Origin of the sequence: Sphingomonas sp. Leaf28, from assembly GCF_001421685.1 — a bacterium.
GTDB classification, from domain to species: domain Bacteria; phylum Pseudomonadota; class Alphaproteobacteria; order Sphingomonadales; family Sphingomonadaceae; genus Sphingomonas; species Sphingomonas aurantiaca.
On the sequence record NZ_LMKX01000007.1, the window covers coordinates 114,937 to 133,303 of the forward strand.

Consider the following 18,367-nt stretch of genomic DNA (forward strand, 5'->3'; position numbering starts at 1 on the left):
ATTGGGTGTCGGGGGCGTGATGGTCGCAGCGCTCGCGATCGGCATGGTTGGCGCGGAACTTCCGGCGACCGCCAGCCCTGCGGTGTCGCTTTCGCCGCTCGGGGGCGCATCNTGACCGGATTGGGTGTCGGGGGCGTGATGGTCGCAGCGCTCGCGATCGGCATGGTTGGCGCGGAACTTCCGGCGACCGCCAGCCCTGCGGTGTCGCTTTCGCCGCTCGGGGGCGCATCGCCACTGGCGCCATCGGCCTTGTTGATTGGCGAGCCATGACTTCGGCCAAGCGTCTTATCGTCTGCGTTGTACTGGCTTTCCTCGCGGCTATCGCAGGCGTGTTCCTTGCGCGCGCGTTGCTGCCCCAGCCCAAGCAACCGGGCACTGCCTTGCACGAAGTCCTGCATCATAAGCTCGCGCTAGATGACAATCAGCAGGCACGGTTGAAGAGCCTAGAGGACCGGTTTGCGGTGCAACGCCGTTCGCTGGAATTGGAAATGCGCGCAAACAATGCTCGGCTAGCCGAGGCAATCGAGACGGAGCATGGCAACGGCCCCAAAGTGACCGCTGCGGTCGATCAGAGTCATGCTGCAATGGGCGAGTTACAGAAGGCCACGCTGGCGCATATTTTTGCCATGCGGCAGCTTTTGCGCCCGGATCAGACCCCCCAATTCGATGCTGCGGTGGTGAAGGCGCTCACCGACGGACAGGGGTGAGCCTCGATTGGACCACCCTGTCCGACGGCGAACTGGCAACGCTCAGCATCGCCGGCCGACAGGCGGCATTCGCCGAAATCATGCGTCGCTATCGCCAGCCAATATTCCGGCTTGCGCGCGCCTTTGTCGGCGAGGCCGACGAAGCGCTCGACTTGGTTCAAGAGACGTTTGTCGCGGCGCACCAGGCGATGCCGCGCTACGATACCCAGCGGGCAATGAAAGCATGGCTTTCTACGATCGCCGTCAACAAATGCCGGGATTGGGCAAGGAAGCGCGCCGTGCGCCGGTTCTTCTCCTTTGCCGCACCCCTGGACGAACAGGCTGAGACGATCGCGGACGATCAGGTAGCGGTCGATGACGCAGCAGCCGATCGACAGGAACTCGATAAGGTGACGCGCTTCATCGCGACCTTGCCGATGAATCTAAAAGAGCCGTTGGTGCTCCGCACAATCGAGGGTTTGAGCCAGGCGGAAACGGCCGAGGTATTGGGGATCAGCCAGAAGGCAGTCGAAACCCGCCTATACCGGGCTCGCGCGCGCCTCAGCGAAAAATTGAACGTAAGCCGAGGGGTAGGCGCGCGGGACGCGTAAAGGGTGAGAAGGGCCGGCAGCGGCTCAATCCCAAGGAGCTACCATGTCGCGCGTTCTAGACCGCCGCCAATTGCTGCGCGGTGCCACTCTTGCTGGAAGCGGCGTCGCGCTGTCGGCGTACATGCCGGCATGGGCGCAGCCCGTTTCCGCCGGTATCGTAAAGCCGCTACCAACCGTATCGGGTGATGAAATCCGGCTCCGGGTAGCGCACCAGATGATGATGATCGACGGACGGCAGAGCCACGCCATCGGCATCAACGGCACTGTGCCTGCGCCGCTGATCCGACTGCGCGAAGGTCAGACCGTGCGGCTGCATGTCGAGAACGGACTCGATGAGCAAACCTCGTTGCACTGGCACGGCCTGATAGTGCCGTTCCAGATGGACGGCGTGCCCGGCGTTGCCTTCCCCGGCATTGAGAAGGGTACGACCTTCACCTACGAGTTCCCGATCGTCCAGGCCGGTACCTACTGGTATCACAGCCACTCAGGGTTGCAGGAGCAAATGGGGCTTTACGGCCCGATCGTGATCGACCCGAAGGGTGTCGACCCGATCCAGTCGGATCGCGAGCACGTAATCGTGCTGTCCGATCATAGCCAACTGCACCCGCACCGCATCTTCATGAAGCTCAAGAAGCAGTCGGGCTATTTCAACCGGCAGCAACAGACGCTTGCCGGCTTGCTCAAGGGCGAGGATCAGCCTCTCAAGGATCGCCTCGATTGGGGTAAGATGCGGATGGACCCGACTGACGTCGCCGACGTGACGGGTTCAAACTACACCTATCTGGTCAACGGTCACGGGCCGCAGGACAATTGGACTGGGCTGTTCAGGCCCGGCGAGCGCGTGCGGCTGCGTGTTATCAATGCGTCCGCGATGACGACCTTCAACGTCCGGATTCCGGGCTTGAAACTCAGCGTCGTCCAAGCGGACGGCCTCAACGTCCGTCCCGTCGAGGTCGATGAGTTCCAGATCGGCGTGGCCGAGACATACGACGTGATCGTCACCCCAACGGACGAGCGCGCCTACACGCTGGTTGGCGAGAGCGTCGACAGGTCCGGCATGGCGCGCGCGACGCTTAGCCCCCGCGAAGGCATGGCTGCGGAAGTCCCGCCGCTTCGCAAGCGCCCGGTTGCGACCATGAAAGACATGGGGATGGACATGAACATGGACATGTCGGGCGGCGGTTCGATGCAGGGCATGGATCACGGCAACATGCCCGGAATGGATCATGGATCGATGGCCGCGGCTGGAAAACCCGCCGCTGCGATGGATCATGGTGCTGTGGGTTCCAGTGCTGGTGAAATGGCCGGCATGGCCGGCATGGATCATGGCGCGATGCAATCGGGTGCTACAATGCCAGGCATGGCAGGCGCGCCGGACGCTGCGGGCGGTATGGCGATGGGCGGCATGGCGGGCATGGACATGAACATGCGCGACTTCTCGAAAGCTCCGGGCGTGAAGAAGGGGCCGGGTGTCCAAACCATTTCCCCGATGCCGATGGATCGTACCGGGGACCCCGGTCAGGGCCTGGAGAATGTCGGGCACCGTGTGCTGAATTACCGCGATCTGGTCGCAGTCGATCGCAATCCCGATTTGCGCGCACCGTCGCGCGAGGTTCAGATCCATCTTACCGGCAACATGGAGCGCTATATGTGGGCGCTCGACGGAGAGAAGCTGTCCGAAGTGAAGGCACCGATCCCGTTTCTTGCCGGCGAGCGGGTCCGCGTCACGCTGGTCAACGACACGATGATGGGTCACCCGATCCACCTGCACGGCCACTTCTTCGAACTGGTGACGGGGCATGGCGCATACAGCCCGAGGAAGCATACCGTCATGGTGCAGCCGGGGGGTAAGGTCAGTTGGGACGTGACTGCCAACGAGGGCGACTGGGCCTTCCACTGCCACATGCTCTACCACATGCACGCGGGCATGATGCAGGTCGTCCAGGTCCGTTCGGCGAAGGGAGAGGCCGCATGAAGGCGCTGCTTCTCGCCGGGATCGGCGCGCTGGTCGCCGCCACACCCGCCATGGCACAGACGATGGACCATTCGATGATGCCGGGCATGAGTATGCCCGCCATGAAGATGCCAGCGAAAAAGCCGGTCGCGAAATCGAGGCCGGCCCCTAAGAAGGCTCCTGCCAAAAAAGCCGTGACTAGGAAGGTGCCGGCGAAGCGTTCCTCCCGGCCTCCTGCCGATCCGCATGCCGGACACATGATGCCCGGTATGGACATGAGCGGTGCGAACGCGACCGATCCGCACGCCGGCCACGACATTTCCCAAATGCCAGGCATGAACCCTGCTCCCGCTACTGAATCAGGCGAGCACGCCGGACACGATATGTCGGCGATGCCCGGTATGGATATGGCGCCCGGCCAGATCATGCAGCATGACATGTCTTCTATGCCAGGAATGGCGGCCGTACCTGTCGGTACAGACCTGAAGCCGGGCAACGCTCCCGCGCCGGCACCATCTCCGGTGCTGGCGGCGTCACGCTATTATGGCGAGGCGACCATGACCGATGCCAACCGCGATCTGCGCCGTGAGCACGGCGGAATGACCTACTACCAGGTCCTGTTTAATCTTGCCGAATATCAGGCTCGCAAAGGCGGGGATGGCTATCGATGGGATGGCGAGGCCTGGATCGGAGGCGACATCAATCGCCTCACTTTGAAGAGCGAGGGCGAAGGCACGTTCGGCAAACCGCTCGAAGCGGCCGAGGTACAAGCGCTCTATAGTCGCGCACTCGATCCCTACTGGAACCTCCAGGCAGGCGTCCGCTACGACTTCAAGCCGAACCCGTCACGCACCTATGCGACGATCGGGGTCGAGGGGCTTGCGCCTTACTGGTTCGACGTCGAGGGGGCGGTGTTCCTGTCGGATAAGGGCGACGTGCTTGGCCGTGCCGAGGCATGGTATGATGAGCGGGTGACGCAATTCTTCGTCCTTCAGCCCCGCGTGGAGGCGAACTTTGCGGCTCAGGACGTGCGACAAGACGGCATCGGATCGGGGCTCACCGACCTCGAACTGGGGCTTAGGCTGCGATACGAAAAATCCCGCGAGTTCGCGCCGTACATCGGCGTGTCATGGGAACGCCAATTCGGGGACACGGCACGCTTCACGAGGGCACGCGGTGATGACACGGGCGGCTTTAGCTTTGTTGCCGGCGTGAGGACCTGGTTCTGAGGAGCGGCAGGCTCCGCCTTCATGTCGGTGCCAGCAAGCTACATCGCTGGCTGGCACTGATTATCGGGGTGCAGCTACTGCTCTGGTTCTCCAGCGGCTTGTTGATGAGCATCCTGCCGATCGAGCGGGTGCGGGGAGAATATCTCGTTGCGCGCGAGAGTACGACGATGCTCGGGTCGGCTCAGGAGTTCGCTTCCCCGGCATCGGTGTTGGGCGCTGCTCCCGGCCCTGTGCTCGAGCTGCGCTACACGACCTTGCTCGGACAACCCGTCGCCGAGTTGACGATGGCAAACGGGACGGTCCGGATGCACGATGCGCGGAGCGGTTTGCCGATGCCGCGCATCGATGCACCGTTCGCGATGCGAGTTGCCCGCGCGGCATATCGCGGCCCCGGTGCCCCTGTTGCATCTGTCGTGCTTGCTCGAACGAGGAGCACCGAGTTCCGTGGCAAGTTGCCGGTCTGGCGCGTGCAGTTTGAGGACGCCGAGACGACCCGTGTGTTTGTTTCACCAGAAAACGGCAGGATTGTCGGTGTCCGAACCGGCACGTGGCGGCTTTACGACTTTTTCTGGGGCCTCCACATCATGGACTGGAAAAACCATGAGGACTTCAACACGCCTTGGATGATGGCATTCGCGGCTGGGGGGCTCGCTCTTGCCGTCGCCGGCGTGGTGCTGCTCTACATGCGCTGGCCGCGCCGCAAACAAAGAAAAATCCAAGGGGTGCGCAACGTGGCCGCGTAACTTTCTCTAGGTGGACCAATACCTCGGGAGAACGACCATGAAGACCATTACCACGATCGGCATGTTAGCCGCAGCGCTCGCCGCCAGTCCGCTTGCGGCACAGAGCAGCATGGCCGGCATGGATCATAGCCAGATGCAGGGAATGGACCATTCCAAGATGCAGGGCATGGACCATTCCAAGATGATGAATGATCCGAGCAATCCTTATGCCGCCTCTGAGATGGACATGCATCAGAAGATGATGTCGGCGAAGCAGGGAGACGCATCGGAGATGTGGACCCGCAAGATGATCGAACATCATCGTGGAGCCGTTACCATGTCGCGCGTGGCGCTTCGGGACGCGAAGAGACGCATCGGAGATGTGGACCCGCAAGATGATCGAACATCATCGTGGAGCCGTTACCATGTCGCGCGTGGCGCTTCGGGACGCGAAGGATGCCGACACGAAGCGCATGGCACAGATGACCATTACGAAGCAGGAAAAGGACATCGCCGAGCTTCAGGGCTGGCTCAAGTCACACGGCAAGCGCGCCCAATAAGGACACTGGCAGGAACCCCGCCCCTGGGCGGGGCTTCACCAAAGGAGTTTAGCGATGAAGTTTTCGATCCGGAGTGCGATCGTTGCCGCAGCGATGATGACCCCGGCTGTGGCCGTCGCGGCGAACAGCATTGCCATGCACCGCGATCCAGGGTGTGGCTGTTGCGAGCAGTGGGCCAAGCAGGTTCGTCAGCAATTCGGGCGCAACGTGCAGATCATCGATGACGCTCGCCGCGATGTGCTTCAGCGCAAGATGGGCGTCCCCGCCGACCTCAGTTCATGTCACACCGCGATAGTCGACGGCATGACATTTGAGGGCCATGTTCCGATTGCCGACATGAAACGGGTCCTTGCCCAGCATCTTAAAGGCGTAAACGGGCTTGCCGTGCCGGGTATGCCGATGGGGTCACCAGGCATGGAAATGCCGGGCATGAAAGCACAGCCCTATGAGGTGATCGCGTTCGGACCAGCCGGGCGTAAGGTGTTCGCCCGTCATTAAAAAGGGGAGGCGCGAACGCCTCCCCCCTCCTACTACTTCTTCGGCATGCCCGACATGTCGTGGCCGGCATGGTCCCCATGCTTGCCGCTCTTCATGTCAGCGCAGCAGTCGCCTTTGTCATCTTTGCAGCATTCAGCACCTTCTTTGCAGCATGCCATATCGGCACAGCAGGAGCCGGCCGCGAACGCGGCAGTGGGAAGGGCGAGCGCCAGTGCGGCACCGATCAGCTTGAACTTGGTCATCAAAATCTCCGTCGATTGAATATGTGAGCTGTTGGGAGCGTCACACGGTTCGCGGAGGAGGGGTCGGTAGCGGGACAGACCAACCGTCCATGCTTGAGGCCCGCGACGGCCAAGGTGCGATCGGCAGCATCGGACGGAAATCGACGGGCGCAAGGGCTTCACCGGGGACGGCCACGCAGGGCGTAGCACAGGCGGCTTGCGGGATCATTTTCTTGGGTGTCGACGATCCCTTGCCGTCCTCGCAGCCGGCCATCGTTGACGCGATCGGCGCGGCTTGAGCAGCGACTTCACAAAACGGCCCAAGGCGCATGAGCAACAGACCCGCAAGCACAGTCAGACCCGCAATACGGAGTAGTTGCGAAAGAAGGCGCGAGGTATATTCCACACCTCTCAACGACATGTGTCAGCTCGATTGTCAATCGGCGCGCCAAGGGTATCGGACGCCCGACCTGCCAACTTGTGCACCGGTGCTCGGGCGCATGGATCGGAGAGAGCATGTCTGCCGTGGCTTTCCCGATTAGGAACCCACAGGAGGAAAGTCGCCCTGGCGATTGCACCGGTCGCCGTCGCGCCATCCCCTTTTTCCCAAAATCTGTTCCCAATTGCTCTTTCCCAAAATTGCCAATCAGAGATGGGAAAACGGGAATGATCGCGCCTAACGAAAGGGTGCGTTCGTTGCGCGGATCGCCAAGCTTAGCGTTCGACACTGGGCGCTTTCAGGCCAAACGATTCCTACCGTGAATCTGTGTCCGGATAATACGCAGAGGCCCTGATGGATGCCTGCGGCTGAAAGGGCGCACCCTAGCAGCGACCGGCAGCAGCAGTTCGTGCTCACCGAAGCTCAATCCCTTGCGTGAAAGCAGGCGGCTCTACATGCTCCAGGATGCCTGCTGTATGACCACACGATACCCGTCCGGGTCTTCGAATGTGCAGCCATTTTCATCCCAATAGGAATTGAACGCGGCGACAGGCTGGAAGCCCGCAGCCGTCATCCGTTCAATCGCGGATTGCCAGTCGTTTGGGTCGGGCACATAGAAGACAAGAAGGTTGTCCTGCGAAGGGGCGCGCCCGACGGTGTGACCTTCTGCTCTGGTAAACTCAAAATGGTAGGGAGCGTCGCACTTCCCGATCATCACGCCATCGAAGCCGTTGTGACCGTCAAACTGGTAGAGAACGTCAAGCCCAAGCCCGTCGCGGTAGAAGGGGATCAACGCTGTGACGTCGTCGGTAGGTCGTGCGACGCGCAATTTCGGGATCATAGCAAACTCACCTTCCGCCATCGCGTTTTAAGCGCGAGCTATGGCTTCAGCCCAGGTACTGAGTTGTGATTGTGCAAGGTCCGTTGTGTTGAAGATCACAATCGTCTCACTCCGATCCAGACGATGCGAGATAAGGGCGCGGTACCCCTGAACCTTACCCGTCTCCCAGGCCCAAACATTGCCGTCGATCGAGTGTACTCGCCCGCCCAGCGCATAGTCCTCTTCTGGCCATTGAATCGTCGTGAGATCACGTCGAGAGGCGGCACTGAGGAGGGAGTCATGAAAGATACCGTGTGCGGCACGTACGGCGTCGCGCACGGTACTGGCCGTATTCCCGCTTGCTGCAATAAAGGACGGGTTCGGGGCCATCTTACGCACAGGCGGCATTGAACTGCCGTACGCAGCAGCCAGGTTCGGCATCGGCGGTTGGCCTGGTTGGACAAACCCAGTCGCTGTCATGCTGAGTGGGCGAAGTACCAGCTTCGCAACCGATTGTGGGAACGTTTCACCGGTAACCCGCTCGATAATCGCCGCTACTATGGCCCAGTTTATCGCACCGTAATCCCACCCCTTTCCCGGCACGAACGACAAGTCGCCATCACCAAACCGCGCGACCATCGTAGCCGCGCTAGCGTCCGTCGTTCGCAAAGCCGGCTCTTTGGCAAGCTGGCGGGTTAATAAGTCCGGGATGCCGCTGGTATTCGATAGCACATGCTTCAACAGTACCTGCTCGCCCGTGTCGCGCCGAAAATCCGGGAGATACGCCGTGATCGGGGCGTCGAGAGACAACCGCTTCTGTTCAACGAGGCGAAGCACGGTCGCGCTCGCCAACCACTTTGATGCAGAGCCCCATTTAAACTGGGTATCGGGTGAAATGGCTTTACCCGCTTCGACATCGGCCATGCCGACGTACCGAGCATGCTCGATCTTCCCGCCCCGGGCGTAGGCGAACGAGCCATTGAAGCCCGATGGTAACTGGACCGCTTCAATTGCGGCGCGCTTTGCAGCGGACGATGGTTTCACCGCCAGCGCGCTTGTTGCACCAAACGCTAGGCCGCTCACCATCAACATACGTCTATCGATCATGCAGTTCCCCCCTGTCTATTCAGTGACATATGCGAGCAAAACCTCCCCGGATAGCCTTTCCAGAACCGAGTCTCATTCGAGAAGGTCAGAACGCTTAGGGCGAGAGCGTGACCAGTCATGAGCCGGTCATCGAGGGGCGACGTATCCCGCTGAACAGCCGAAACGGCACAGGAGAGGAGAGGGGTTGGGGAAGAGAGACCGGAATAGACCGGACAGGATCCTTCCCCATGCGCATCCGCTACATCGCTACTTTTGCAGAGACGATCCGGACGGACCCGGTAACGCTTGCTCGCGAGTATCTCTCTGCACGTGACGCAACCGATCACGAATTTCAGACTGACGAGGCACGGTCTGCCTATGTCGACGTCCTGTCGGCGCTGGGTCGGTTTCAGCACCAGTCCGCGTTCGCGCGGGCGTTGGCGCACCTCGACGGCGGTCCCGAGGCCTTGGACAATACGCGGCAACACAACGGTATGCGCTCGATCGCGTGGTCATTTGGGGACGGGCCGACGTTCCCCGGCTTCACCGATGACACGACCTGGAACGGCTTCCTCAACGTCCGCGTGCCGGTATCGGCTTGGCCTTACGTGTTGGCCGAGCTGATGGCCGGCGCCGATGAAGATGCGGAGACCATCGAGGCATATCGACGAATTGGCACCGCCGATGGTCTGGTATGTCTGTCCAACGGTTTCGCCACCCAAGAGGCGATGCCGACATGGCCAGAGTTCTTTCCTGACTATCCAATCGATACGATGGTGCCGATCCCGTCCGAATGGTCGGAGATGAGCTGGCGCCACGAGACGGCGCCGAGCTTCGGACCATGCGTTGGTCCGATGGGCGAGGCCGCACAGATCTGGGTCGACTACGAACTGCCGGCGATGCGCGAATTTCCCGAGGCTGCAAGGTTCACCTTCAGCCGGCGTGACGCGATCGGTGAACTGACGGTCATCTACGAAGGCGATGACTACGCCGAAGCGCTTGGCCATATCGCAATTGAGACGCTTGCGTGCGCATTCGCTCACCTCATCGCAGAACAGTTAGATCCCGCCGAGTGGCGCGACATGCGAGTGCGAAACCAGACGATCGAGCCTCGCGTCTGTGCGTCGCATGATTTCGTCGACGCCAACATGGTCATGCTAGAGGCGTGGCAGGCTACGCGCTCGCCGACGATCGTCGGCAATGGCGATGCTGATGCCCTTGGCTCTGACCTTCACCATGTCAACGCGGCCTGGTCGGTCGCGACCCGCCATTATCTGACAGCCTCCAGCGAGGGGAGCCGGTTCGACGATTGGCGTGTCACGGGCCGCGACGTGCAGAGCTTGGCTGCTGCGGGGCGCGATCTGGCGACGATCCCACCTTCGGATAGCGCGGGCCGGGTCTACTCGGTCGGCTTTGTCCAGGCATATGGGACCGGCTGGATCGTCGACGTCAGCAACACCAGCCAGAGCTTCGACCACCTCATCGATGCGGAGGCTCACCTCTGGTCTGTCTTCGCATCTGCCGAAAGCCGCCACGCCTGAGCGACGTCGACCCGACTTTTATTGAAGGAAGATCACCATGCGTTCCATCGTCGCATTCTACGAAGTCGACCGAGAATATGGCGGTCCGGAGGAGGGCGGCTGGTATTTCAGCTCTGGCCGCTTCGTCCGCGCCATCGGCTTCTACCTCACCGATGAAGCAGCGATCACCGCCGTGCGTCGCGCTAATCGGCTGCTCGACCGTCTCCAGAAGCACCGGCGTAGCGTGGAGTCTGTTCTTTACGACGGAGGTCGGTTCCGTGCCTTCTCCTTTACCGGGCTGCCGCCTGAGCGCTTTCCTGTGAACCGTCCGCATTACGAATAGACGTGTGTGAGACCGGCCTTTCGCAGAGGCCGACCGGGGAGGCCCAGGGCTCAAGGAGGGAGGGGGAGGTGACAGGCAGATGCGGGGAATGGCCCCGCCGAGCCTGAGGACACCGCCATGCTCCCTGCCACGATCGCCACCAGCGTCGCACCCGAAACCATCGCTAAGGTCGGCCGGCTGTTCAACGGATCCGCGCACGACGTCTTGAGCGAGCTACTCCAGAACGCACGTCGCGCCGGTGCCGGCTCGGTGACCGTCACCACAGCCGGCAAGGGGAGTGACCGACTGATCCACATCGTCGACGATGGCAGCGGCATTGCAGATCCCGCCGCGGTCGTGACGTTGGGCCGGTCCGGCTGGTCAGAGGAAACCAAGACCAACGAGGATCCTGCCGGCATGGGCGTTTTCAGCCTCGCTGGACGAGACGTCATCATTCGTTCCTGGTCGCAGCCCGAACGGCAGGGATGGATGACGCACATTCCTGCCGGCGCATGGGAAAGCAGCCGCCCGATCGTCGTCTCGAAAGATCCCATTGCCCGAGGCACCGCCATCACGGTGCGGATGCCGCAGGAATGGTCCGACGGGCTGGAAGGCGCCATCCGGCAAGTCGCACGACATTACCCGTTGCCGGTGACCTTCAACGGCGAGCCGGTCGAACAGGAAAGCTGGCTCGCGGGCGCGATACTCGTCGAAGAGTGGAACGGCTGTCGGATCGGCATCTTCCGCGAGGAGTCGGCGCACAGCCGTAGTGGCGATCCGCGCCTGAACTTCCACGGCGTCACCATTCCGCTCCCGATGAGCGGCATCGGCGAGGTCGGACGCGGCCAAGCCTGGAACGCCCGGGTCGACATCGTCGACTGTCCCGCGATCCAGTTGGTCCTGCCGGCACGCAAGGAAGCGGTGCAGAATGCTGCGCTTGAGGCGCTGCGTACCGCGATCACCGCGGCCATCTTCCGCACCATCGCCGCGCAGCCTGCGCACCGGCTGTCGTTTGACTCATGGTCGAAGGCGCGGTCGATCGGCATTGAGATCGCCGAGGCCGAACCATATCTGCTGGGCTGGATCGCCCCTCATGCCGACTATGGCGAGAATTACCTCAGCGGTACGCGCGTCTCGACCTCGTCGATGGTCATCATGCCTCCGATCGACGCGCTGATCGCCCAGCCGGCCGCGCTGGCGCTTACCCGGCATTCCCCCTTTGGCGGCGAACTGGTTTGCGAGGAGCCCGCGTTTACTGGTTATCGCTGGTACGACACGCTGGCACGCGTCGAGATGATCGGTTTCGAGATCATCCAGGACGGTCGCTGTTTTGCTGTTGATGCGGACTCCGGCGCCCCGGCCGACGTCGATAACGGATACGTCGACACACTCGATCTGATCGCAACGGTGTCTCATGGCGGTGCGTACATCGACGTTCGGTGCGCGGCCGACCTCGCGTTTGCAGCGGACCACGACCTATCGAGCCATATCGACGATCTGGCGGTCTTCGTCAGACGGGAGACGGAACTGGACAGCGGGGATGTCGTGGAGCTGCTTCAACGCGCGGCTTTCGATCCGAATAGCGACAGCGACGCTGACAGCCACGATACGCAGCGCAGCCGCTTCGTCCGCGATGCGACCAAACGTGTCGTCGGTATCCTCGAAGGCAGCGACGCGGCTATCGAGATCCGGGTGCGGTCGCTTTTGTCGTCCTATCCGTGGCTGGTGCCGTCCGACCGGAGGGTGACGGTTACGATGACCCGCGACGGACTGGTAGTGACGGTCGCCGAACGCACGCCGGAGGCCGAGTGACATGGACGGCCCACCTCCAGCGCCAGTTGTCCTCGCATACGGTGTCGGCGTCGACAGCACTGCCCTCCTGATCGAGAAGGTCGCCCGTGGCGACAGGATCGATCTCGTGCTGACTGCCGATACCGGGGTCGAGAAGCCGGCGACCTACGCCTACCTCGACGTCATCCGCGCCTGGATGGACGCACGCGGGATTCGGCACGAAATCGTTTCCTACCTGCCCAAGCGCTTCAAGCATTGGCCGCCCTATTACGGGTTGCTGGAGATGTGCCTCACCAACGCAACGCTCCCGAGCAAGAGCATGGGCGGGTCGAGCTGCAGCCTGAAATACAAGAAGGCCCCGCAGGATGCCTTCCTCGCCACCTGGCAGCCGGCGATCGATGCATGGTGCCGCGGTCAACGCGTCACACGCCTCATCGGCTATGACGCGGGGCCGCGTGACACGGCGCGCGCAAATCATGCCCTGTCGATCGATGACCCGCTTTATGCCTGCGAGTACCCCTTGCGTGAGTGGGGATGGGACCGGGACGCTTGTGTCGCTCGGATCGTGGCAGAGGGCCTGCCGGTCCCGCCCAAGTCTGCGTGCTGGATTTGCATTGCGAACCAGCCGCAGGAGATTCGCGACCTTCCGCGCTGGTGTTTGCGCCTGATCGTACTGGTCGAGGCTCGCGCCGCCCCACGGTTGCACACGGTCGAGGGTCTATGGCGCAAAGGCACGAAAGCGCGACCAGGCCGGATGACAGACTTCATTCGTAACGAGGGGCTGCTGCCCGCGCGCGAGGTCGACCGCATCTGGAATACCGCGCCAACCGATCTGATCCGCTTTCAAGACGTCGCGGCCTCAATTCCGATCGAGGAACGCCCGACAATGCGGGACTGGATCGACCGTTTCAACGCAGGCGTAGCCGCGATCGAGCGCCCTCTGCTCGCTGCCTGACCCACCCGAAGGACAATGCCATGATCGCACAGCACAAGCTGGCGAGCGCCGACGTGCGTCTCGCGACTATCGCCCGTCTCAACGACCGTTGCCGCCAGGGCCACGACCGTACCGCCAGGATCATGGTGACGCGGACCTGCCTTGACACATTTGCCTCAGGCGATAGCCCTATGACGATCGTCGTTCAGGCGAGACTGTTGGCTACGGTTCGACGACATGAGTTTTCGGCTGACAATGCGGCCGAGCGGGACCGCGGCGATTTCGAGTTCGAAGGGACGCGGGTCTACTTCCGGATCGACTATTACGACGCCGCGCTCGAGTACGGCTCGGAGGATCCCGCCAACGCCAGCATCACCCGCCGCGTGCTGACGATCATGGTCCGTGAGGACCTCTGAAATGGTCACAGACACGACACCCGGCCGCTGTCTCGACCTGATGACGCTGCTTGCGCCAGCTCCAGTCGACGAGGACTGGGAGGCTGAGAAGGCAGGTTGGCGATGCTTCGTCATGGGCAACGAGACGCCCAGCCATCGGTCGGGCAGTCGCCTGAGGGCGGCATGGCAGCGGGGGTACGACGCGGCCTCGCGCAGCAGCGACCCCGTAGGCCTGATGCTGTGACCTTCGCCAATCTTTGAGAGAATCGCCAAATGCGCCCAGACGCTTCACCCGCAGCCGACCGCGCGCGCCGCGCGGGTGTCCGCAATCCTGTTCTCGCATTGCCTGCCGCCACACGTCTTGAGGGTCTAAGCCCGGCGCTTCGCGCCGAGCTTCGCGCACTCCTCATGGATCTGCGCCGCGACGCCCTGGTCCGTGCCGAGGATTGCTGGCGTCGCCACAAGGCACCGATGGCTGCCTATTGGAAGGCGGTCGCAGTCTATGCCGGCCACATCGCCCGCGTGCTGCGATGATCTATAACCCGCGGCTTGCGACCGTCCCGGAGGGCGAGTTCGACCAGTTGATGACGATCGTCCGCGATCAGGCCGCCCCGAGGCCACTGAGCGACGATGATCGCTGGCGGGCGGAATATGCCGATGAGCAACGCCGGCGCAGGATCGTCGGCTATCAACAGGATCTCTTCACCAGCGCTGCGACAATCCATTACCGCCGCAATCCCGCCGCACCAGTCGTCGAACACATGCCGGTCGAGACGGTCCCAGCGAAGCTGGACCGGATCAAAGACGATCCGATGGCCGCCTTTGGTCCAGCTCGCAGCGATCGGCCATCGATCCTGACGCTGCGGCAGAGGCGAACGATTGTCGAAGGGGCAGCCAACTGGCTGACCGTTCGTCAACGGGTCACGCTTGCCGACGCACCAGGCTCCGTTGATCCCGCCTTTGGCATACAGCGCTATCTTGGCCGACACGGCGTCATCTGGCGTCTCTGCGGCTCAACATTTGCTGACCATTGCTACGTCTTTTTCGACGCGGTCGGTGCTGAGCGCACGGCGAAGATCCACATGGTCGAAGTCCGAGACCTGCGGCCACTGACATGAGTGTCCGGCAGCCGGACCTCTTCTACGGCGATCGGCAACCGCCCCGGACGCTACCGCCCGCACGGAGTTACCGTCGGGACGAGAGGACTAAAGCGAAGGCGTTCGCTTGGGAAAGCATGGGTGCGTGGGTTCGATATATGCACCGCCTCTTCGCGCTCGAAAGCCCTTGCAGCGATCATTATCGGCGAACCTGTGAGACTGCACGCGCCCTGACCGTCGAACGCATTCGCGAATGCCGGCACGATGACGATCTTGAGCGCTGTGAGACGATGCTGGTCGAAGCCGGGGCGGGCTGGCTCTACGGCCTTGATCGTGCCTTCAGCAGGGCAGAGCGCGGCGCGTTGCTAGTCGAAGTACGCAACCGCCGACACCTGATAGCTTTGGGACGGAATGGACCCAAGACCAAGGGGCCAAGGCTCGATCCCCGATCCATGCCTGACGACGCGCTCGATCGGCTGATCCAATCCCACGCAGATGTCATGGTGGTCGATCGACTGCGGCACGAGCGGGAGCGACGCGTCATTGAGAGGGGAGGGTGAAGGATGTACCGATAGAAATGAGGGAGAATGACGATGGTGGGTTCAGCACTCGGCTCCGGCCCCTTCGGCGAGTTTGTTGCCATTGAATGGCTTCAGATGGTCGCGGGACTGCCTATATTTCTCTCAGTCATCCTCTACCTCTTTGCGATGTTTAAGAGGCTGACAGGCGAGATCGATGCCCATGGTATCGGCTCTGTGGGAGTCGTGATGATGGCAGCATCGGGTTTTGCCGCTGTAGTCTATCTCACCGGCTTCGCCTGCATTTACACTGGTTTGATGTGGGAAGGCGCATTCCCGCACAGATTACCGGAGAACTTGCTCGGTAGCGCCCTCTTCTTCTTGTTGGGGCTCTTCATTTACACCGCCCCGAAGCTCCTCGACCGGATCGACGAGTGGCGTGAGCATAGGCGTCCACGAGCGTAATCGGGACCAGGCGCGCGTATGATCGCCGCGCGAGTTAGCTGCAGGAAGGTTGGAGAGCCCAAGACCGATAATAATAGTTATGTTAAATCAATGACTTAAGGTAGTAATGGGCACCTATCTTGCATGGGCAATCCTGGACCGTCCGTTCTGAACCACCGATGCGTTTCAAAGCCAAGCGAGTAGTGCTTAACCCAGTAATGAGGATTGCACGGGAAGCATGGGCCTAGGACCGTCGTGGCTTGTGATACCGCGCGCCCCCCTGCTGATGGACTGGCGCTGTACTGATGGCCTGTTAGGGTCCGGGTTCATGGGGAGTATAACGTGCTGTTGATGCTACTAGCTATGGTGCAAGCTGAGCCCGTCAAAGCGCCGCCCTACTATACCGCGCAGGAACGGTGGAAATGCACCTTCCCCGGCTTTGTCGGCAAGACCGAAGTAACGGAGTATTTCGGCATATTCCGCTCTCACGTAGAAAGCGTGTGGGGATCCGATTACACGCTCGCGCAAAACGATGCAGCGGCAGTCGTGTTCATCGCCTCCGATTACGGCGAAACCGATATGTCAGGAAAAACGCTGCATTATGCGAGCGTCGACATGATCGATAAAAAGTCGCGGCAGTTCAAACGCACGGTGCTGAATATCGACAGCAAGCCCGATGAACGCATTGGTGAATGCCAACCGTATTAATGCCCGATACGCCCCGCAACCTGCACGACGCTGATTACCGGTACAGCGATGGATACCAGCAGAACCGTCATGATGATTAGGCACGCATAGCCGTACTGACCCTTCGCAATCAGCGCACGGACGATTTCCGACAGCGCCTGCCATTTCCACCGGTTCATGCCGCATACTCGCGACGAACATCGAAAAGTACGCCAAAGCCACCATTTGAACGATCAACGTAGAAGCCGGGAATAAGCCGGTTTACAACGCCAACGTACCCAGCAATCATGAAGGTACGAAAACTCGCAATGACCGCGCAATCGTACGTTTGACGAACAAAGCCATTGTTATTGACAGTACCGTCAACATGCCGTAGGCGAATTACAGCGAGTAGGACGAAGTTAGCGAACTTAGTACGAACGCTCGAATGGTAGCCGAACATGGCAATGCCTTTCCAAAAGCCAGCGAAGACAGAATGTCATCTGTCACGGGCGAAAAATTACACCATCGATACCCTTCTTAGATTGCCCTGATAGTTGCAAGGGGGGCACTGTTAGATTCCTGCCGCAGTGATAAAATGGCAACGCGGCATACGTCTTGGGCGCGAGGATCCTCGACAAGCCGCAGAACGGAAGGGGAGTCGGGTCGCATTGTAGTCATCGCTTCTACCCAACCGAGCAAACGTCGCTACGATAAGGGTATGCTAGACTTTATTGTGATTGCCGTTTTGATCTTGGCGGCGGTTGTCAGCGCCACAGTCGTCGTTCTCCCTCCTGTTAGCTTTGCCTACGTCGTAACGGCGTGCGGTATCCTTCTGACGTGGCGCATCCAAAACACTCAAGCCAAGCTGGCGGAACGCAAGCTATTCCTTGAGCTAATGCAACGCCGCGCTGAGTGGTATGATCGCGTAAAACTAGCCCTAGAAGGCAGAAGCCAAGAACGCCGCGATCAAGTTGAAGTGATACTGACGGGCAAGATGCCCGACAATCCCGAAAATCTCAGTAAACTGTGGCAGCTGGAAACCGAGGCCAGCTGGCTGTTTGGAAAGGAGATGGTCATCCTCATGGCGAATATGATCGAGGCTGACAATCTGCTGTATGGTAAGATGATGGCCGCCCGTGAGGGAGACTTCGAGGCCGCCAAGGAATGCAGTACCTTCGCTTGGGATGTTAGCAATAGGCAGAGTGGTGTTCAAGAATATCTAAGTGACTATCTCTATGTAGGCGATATTGGAAAGACAAAACAATCTCCCGTTAAGTTCATGAGAGAAAAAAGAAGAGGTCCACTTGGCCTATTGCCACCGCGTAAGTCGACGAGTCCATGAACACAGCCGACCTGATAGCCTTAGGAGCAGCTTCTATTGCAGGAGTGGGCCTTCTCATAACGATTGCGGGTATCGTGGTCAGCCGTGCTGCTAACTCAATCAATCGAAACTCAAGTAGGCAACAAATCGCTGTAGCCGAGCGTCAATTATCTCTCAGTATAGTCGAGAAACGAACGACGTGGATGATTGATTATACAGACGCCTTTATGCGTCGACAACGTGAATGGCGAGTGCAAGCTCACGTTCTGCATGACCTTGCGGGCGCGACTGAATTTCCATGGGAACGGCGACTTCATGATCTTCACGTGATTGCAGGTTGGCTGTTCGATCAAGAAATAATCGATGACCTTGCAGACATAGATCGGGCACAGAGCAAAGCACTTAGAGATTACTCTGACTGGCTTACTGAGGGTAACAGGCTATTACCATATTTGAGCCAGGACCTGACGCCGAGGGTATGGACCTTGCACACAACGCTTTGGGCACGATGAACGAGCACATGAACCGCT

The 18,367-nt window shown here is 60.6% G+C and carries 24 protein-coding genes and 1 pseudogene; 20 read left to right on the forward strand and 5 right to left on the reverse strand.

What is annotated here, in order from left to right:
* Window positions 1-266 precede the first annotated feature (266 nt).
* The 7 genes and pseudogenes from ASE79_RS07095 to ASE79_RS07125 all read left to right on the forward strand — a co-directional run bounded on the left by ASE79_RS07095 (window position 267) and on the right by ASE79_RS07125 (window position 6,260).
* Complete coding sequence (locus tag ASE79_RS07095) at window positions 267-707, forward strand: periplasmic heavy metal sensor (RefSeq protein ID WP_056413978.1); 441 nt, start codon at window positions 267-269, stop codon at window positions 705-707.
* Window positions 704-1,297, forward strand: coding sequence for an RNA polymerase sigma factor (locus ASE79_RS07100; RefSeq protein ID WP_056413980.1), 594 nt, complete (start codon window positions 704-706; stop codon window positions 1,295-1,297). The genes ASE79_RS07095 and ASE79_RS07100 overlap by 4 nt, the downstream gene beginning before the upstream one ends.
* Before the next feature lie 43 nt (window positions 1,298-1,340).
* On the forward strand, window positions 1,341-3,272 hold the full coding sequence (locus ASE79_RS07105; RefSeq protein ID WP_056413982.1) for a copper resistance system multicopper oxidase: 1,932 nt from the start codon (window positions 1,341-1,343) through the stop codon (window positions 3,270-3,272).
* Window positions 3,269-4,480 (forward strand): copper resistance protein B, encoded by a 1,212-nt coding sequence (locus ASE79_RS07110; protein WP_056413985.1) that lies wholly within the window; start codon window positions 3,269-3,271, stop codon window positions 4,478-4,480. Before ASE79_RS07105 ends, ASE79_RS07110 begins: the two co-directional genes overlap by 4 nt.
* Entirely contained in the window at window positions 4,477-5,223 is a 747-nt protein-coding gene (locus ASE79_RS07115; protein WP_268796159.1) for a PepSY domain-containing protein, read from the forward strand. The genes ASE79_RS07110 and ASE79_RS07115 overlap by 4 nt, the downstream gene beginning before the upstream one ends.
* Window positions 5,224-5,260: 37 nt before the next feature.
* Window positions 5,261-5,762, forward strand: a pseudogene (locus tag ASE79_RS22040) (DUF305 domain-containing protein).
* 54 nt (window positions 5,763-5,816) lie between these two features.
* Window positions 5,817-6,260: a DUF411 domain-containing protein gene (locus tag ASE79_RS07125; RefSeq protein ID WP_056413992.1), complete on the forward strand. Its 444-nt coding sequence runs from the start codon at window positions 5,817-5,819 to the stop codon at window positions 6,258-6,260.
* 32 nt (window positions 6,261-6,292) lie between these two features.
* Here ASE79_RS07125 and ASE79_RS07130 read toward each other — a convergent pair whose 3' ends face one another.
* The 3 genes from ASE79_RS07130 to ASE79_RS07140 all read right to left on the reverse strand — a co-directional run bounded on the left by ASE79_RS07130 (window position 6,293) and on the right by ASE79_RS07140 (window position 8,847).
* Window positions 6,293-6,502: a hypothetical protein gene (locus tag ASE79_RS07130; RefSeq protein WP_056413995.1), complete on the reverse strand. Its 210-nt coding sequence runs from the start codon at window positions 6,500-6,502 to the stop codon at window positions 6,293-6,295.
* Window positions 6,503-7,371: 869 nt separating this feature from the next.
* Window positions 7,372-7,782, reverse strand: coding sequence for a VOC family protein (locus ASE79_RS07135; RefSeq protein ID WP_056413998.1), 411 nt, complete (start codon window positions 7,780-7,782; stop codon window positions 7,372-7,374).
* Window positions 7,783-7,788: 6 nt separating this feature from the next.
* Window positions 7,789-8,847: a serine hydrolase domain-containing protein gene (locus ASE79_RS07140; protein WP_082445154.1), complete on the reverse strand. Its 1,059-nt coding sequence runs from the start codon at window positions 8,845-8,847 to the stop codon at window positions 7,789-7,791.
* Window positions 8,848-8,954: 107 nt separating this feature from the next.
* Here ASE79_RS07140 and ASE79_RS07145 point away from each other — a divergent pair, with 107 nt between their 5' ends.
* The 11 genes from ASE79_RS07145 to ASE79_RS07195 all read left to right on the forward strand — a co-directional run bounded on the left by ASE79_RS07145 (window position 8,955) and on the right by ASE79_RS07195 (window position 16,555).
* Complete coding sequence (locus ASE79_RS07145; RefSeq protein ID WP_162237012.1) at window positions 8,955-10,367, forward strand: hypothetical protein; 1,413 nt, start codon at window positions 8,955-8,957, stop codon at window positions 10,365-10,367.
* A gap of 37 nt (window positions 10,368-10,404) precedes the next feature.
* Window positions 10,405-10,689, forward strand: a complete 285-nt coding sequence (locus ASE79_RS07150) for a hypothetical protein (protein WP_056414007.1) — start codon at window positions 10,405-10,407, stop codon at window positions 10,687-10,689.
* Window positions 10,690-10,806: 117 nt separating this feature from the next.
* Window positions 10,807-12,480, forward strand: coding sequence for an ATP-binding protein (locus tag ASE79_RS07155; protein WP_056414009.1), 1,674 nt, complete (start codon window positions 10,807-10,809; stop codon window positions 12,478-12,480).
* A 1-nt stretch (window position 12,481) separates the two neighbouring features.
* Window positions 12,482-13,414, forward strand: a complete 933-nt coding sequence (locus ASE79_RS07160; RefSeq protein ID WP_056414013.1) for a hypothetical protein — start codon at window positions 12,482-12,484, stop codon at window positions 13,412-13,414.
* A 20-nt stretch (window positions 13,415-13,434) separates the two neighbouring features.
* On the forward strand, window positions 13,435-13,809 hold the full coding sequence (locus tag ASE79_RS07165) for a DUF3768 domain-containing protein (RefSeq protein ID WP_056414014.1): 375 nt from the start codon (window positions 13,435-13,437) through the stop codon (window positions 13,807-13,809).
* 1 nt (window position 13,810) lies between these two features.
* Entirely contained in the window at window positions 13,811-14,032 is a 222-nt protein-coding gene (locus tag ASE79_RS07170; protein WP_056414017.1) for a hypothetical protein, read from the forward strand.
* Window positions 14,033-14,061: 29 nt separating this feature from the next.
* Window positions 14,062-14,322, forward strand: a complete 261-nt coding sequence (locus tag ASE79_RS07175) for a hypothetical protein (RefSeq protein WP_056414020.1) — start codon at window positions 14,062-14,064, stop codon at window positions 14,320-14,322.
* Complete coding sequence (locus tag ASE79_RS07180) at window positions 14,319-14,906, forward strand: hypothetical protein (protein ID WP_056414023.1); 588 nt, start codon at window positions 14,319-14,321, stop codon at window positions 14,904-14,906. Before ASE79_RS07175 ends, ASE79_RS07180 begins: the two co-directional genes overlap by 4 nt.
* Window positions 14,907-15,043: 137 nt before the next feature.
* On the forward strand, window positions 15,044-15,445 hold the full coding sequence (locus ASE79_RS07185; protein ID WP_056414025.1) for a hypothetical protein: 402 nt from the start codon (window positions 15,044-15,046) through the stop codon (window positions 15,443-15,445).
* 33 nt (window positions 15,446-15,478) lie between these two features.
* Window positions 15,479-15,868, forward strand: a complete 390-nt coding sequence (locus ASE79_RS07190; RefSeq protein WP_156359585.1) for a hypothetical protein — start codon at window positions 15,479-15,481, stop codon at window positions 15,866-15,868.
* A 321-nt stretch (window positions 15,869-16,189) separates the two neighbouring features.
* The gene (locus ASE79_RS07195; RefSeq protein WP_156359586.1) at window positions 16,190-16,555 is read left to right on the forward strand and encodes a hypothetical protein; all 366 of its coding nucleotides are present in this window, start codon (window positions 16,190-16,192) and stop codon (window positions 16,553-16,555) included.
* On the opposite strand, the gene ASE79_RS20865 is transcribed toward ASE79_RS07195, so the two are convergent.
* Window positions 16,552-16,713: a hypothetical protein gene (locus ASE79_RS20865; protein ID WP_156359587.1), complete on the reverse strand. Its 162-nt coding sequence runs from the start codon at window positions 16,711-16,713 to the stop codon at window positions 16,552-16,554. The two genes, ASE79_RS07195 and ASE79_RS20865, sit on opposite strands and share 4 nt — an antisense overlap.
* Entirely contained in the window at window positions 16,710-16,976 is a 267-nt protein-coding gene (locus tag ASE79_RS20870) for a hypothetical protein (protein WP_156359588.1), read from the reverse strand. The genes ASE79_RS20865 and ASE79_RS20870 overlap by 4 nt, the downstream gene beginning before the upstream one ends.
* 258 nt (window positions 16,977-17,234) lie before the next feature.
* On the opposite strand from ASE79_RS20870, the gene ASE79_RS07200 reads away from it, so the two are divergent.
* Together ASE79_RS07200 and ASE79_RS20875 are read left to right on the forward strand one after the other, a co-directional pair.
* Window positions 17,235-17,858 (forward strand): hypothetical protein, encoded by a 624-nt coding sequence (locus ASE79_RS07200; protein WP_056414034.1) that lies wholly within the window; start codon window positions 17,235-17,237, stop codon window positions 17,856-17,858.
* A complete protein-coding gene (locus tag ASE79_RS20875) occupies window positions 17,855-18,349 on the forward strand; it encodes a hypothetical protein (RefSeq protein WP_156359589.1) in 495 nt (164 codons plus the stop codon). Before ASE79_RS07200 ends, ASE79_RS20875 begins: the two co-directional genes overlap by 4 nt.
* Window positions 18,350-18,367: the final 18 nt, after the last annotated feature.

What these genes read in the sequence shown, in the direction of transcription:
- ASE79_RS07170 (WP_056414017.1), top strand. Translation starts at nt 13,811, where the DNA reads ATGGTCACAGACACGACACCCGGCCGCTGTCTCGACCTGATGACGCTG.
- ASE79_RS07150 (WP_056414007.1), top strand. Translation starts at nt 10,405, where the DNA reads ATGCGTTCCATCGTCGCATTCTACGAAGTCGACCGAGAATATGGCGGT.
- ASE79_RS07095 (WP_056413978.1), top strand. Translation starts at nt 267, where the DNA reads ATGACTTCGGCCAAGCGTCTTATCGTCTGCGTTGTACTGGCTTTCCTC.
- ASE79_RS07160 (WP_056414013.1), top strand. Translation starts at nt 12,482, where the DNA reads ATGGACGGCCCACCTCCAGCGCCAGTTGTCCTCGCATACGGTGTCGGC.
- ASE79_RS20875 (WP_156359589.1), top strand. Translation starts at nt 17,855, where the DNA reads ATGAACACAGCCGACCTGATAGCCTTAGGAGCAGCTTCTATTGCAGGA.
- ASE79_RS20865 (WP_156359587.1), bottom strand. Translation starts at nt 16,713, where the DNA reads ATGAACCGGTGGAAATGGCAGGCGCTGTCGGAAATCGTCCGTGCGCTG.
- ASE79_RS07185 (WP_056414025.1), top strand. Translation starts at nt 15,044, where the DNA reads ATGCACCGCCTCTTCGCGCTCGAAAGCCCTTGCAGCGATCATTATCGG.
- ASE79_RS07105 (WP_056413982.1), top strand. Translation starts at nt 1,341, where the DNA reads ATGTCGCGCGTTCTAGACCGCCGCCAATTGCTGCGCGGTGCCACTCTT.
- ASE79_RS20870 (WP_156359588.1), bottom strand. Translation starts at nt 16,976, where the DNA reads ATGTTCGGCTACCATTCGAGCGTTCGTACTAAGTTCGCTAACTTCGTC.
- ASE79_RS07175 (WP_056414020.1), top strand. Translation starts at nt 14,062, where the DNA reads ATGCGCCCAGACGCTTCACCCGCAGCCGACCGCGCGCGCCGCGCGGGT.
- ASE79_RS07125 (WP_056413992.1), top strand. Translation starts at nt 5,817, where the DNA reads ATGAAGTTTTCGATCCGGAGTGCGATCGTTGCCGCAGCGATGATGACC.
- ASE79_RS07165 (WP_056414014.1), top strand. Translation starts at nt 13,435, where the DNA reads ATGATCGCACAGCACAAGCTGGCGAGCGCCGACGTGCGTCTCGCGACT.
- ASE79_RS07140 (WP_082445154.1), bottom strand. Translation starts at nt 8,847, where the DNA reads ATGATCGATAGACGTATGTTGATGGTGAGCGGCCTAGCGTTTGGTGCA.
- ASE79_RS07130 (WP_056413995.1), bottom strand. Translation starts at nt 6,502, where the DNA reads ATGACCAAGTTCAAGCTGATCGGTGCCGCACTGGCGCTCGCCCTTCCC.
- ASE79_RS07190 (WP_156359585.1), top strand. Translation starts at nt 15,479, where the DNA reads ATGGTGGGTTCAGCACTCGGCTCCGGCCCCTTCGGCGAGTTTGTTGCC.
- ASE79_RS07110 (WP_056413985.1), top strand. Translation starts at nt 3,269, where the DNA reads ATGAAGGCGCTGCTTCTCGCCGGGATCGGCGCGCTGGTCGCCGCCACA.
- ASE79_RS07200 (WP_056414034.1), top strand. Translation starts at nt 17,235, where the DNA reads ATGCTAGACTTTATTGTGATTGCCGTTTTGATCTTGGCGGCGGTTGTC.
- ASE79_RS07155 (WP_056414009.1), top strand. Translation starts at nt 10,807, where the DNA reads ATGCTCCCTGCCACGATCGCCACCAGCGTCGCACCCGAAACCATCGCT.
- ASE79_RS07180 (WP_056414023.1), top strand. Translation starts at nt 14,319, where the DNA reads ATGATCTATAACCCGCGGCTTGCGACCGTCCCGGAGGGCGAGTTCGAC.
- ASE79_RS07135 (WP_056413998.1), bottom strand. Translation starts at nt 7,782, where the DNA reads ATGGCGGAAGGTGAGTTTGCTATGATCCCGAAATTGCGCGTCGCACGA.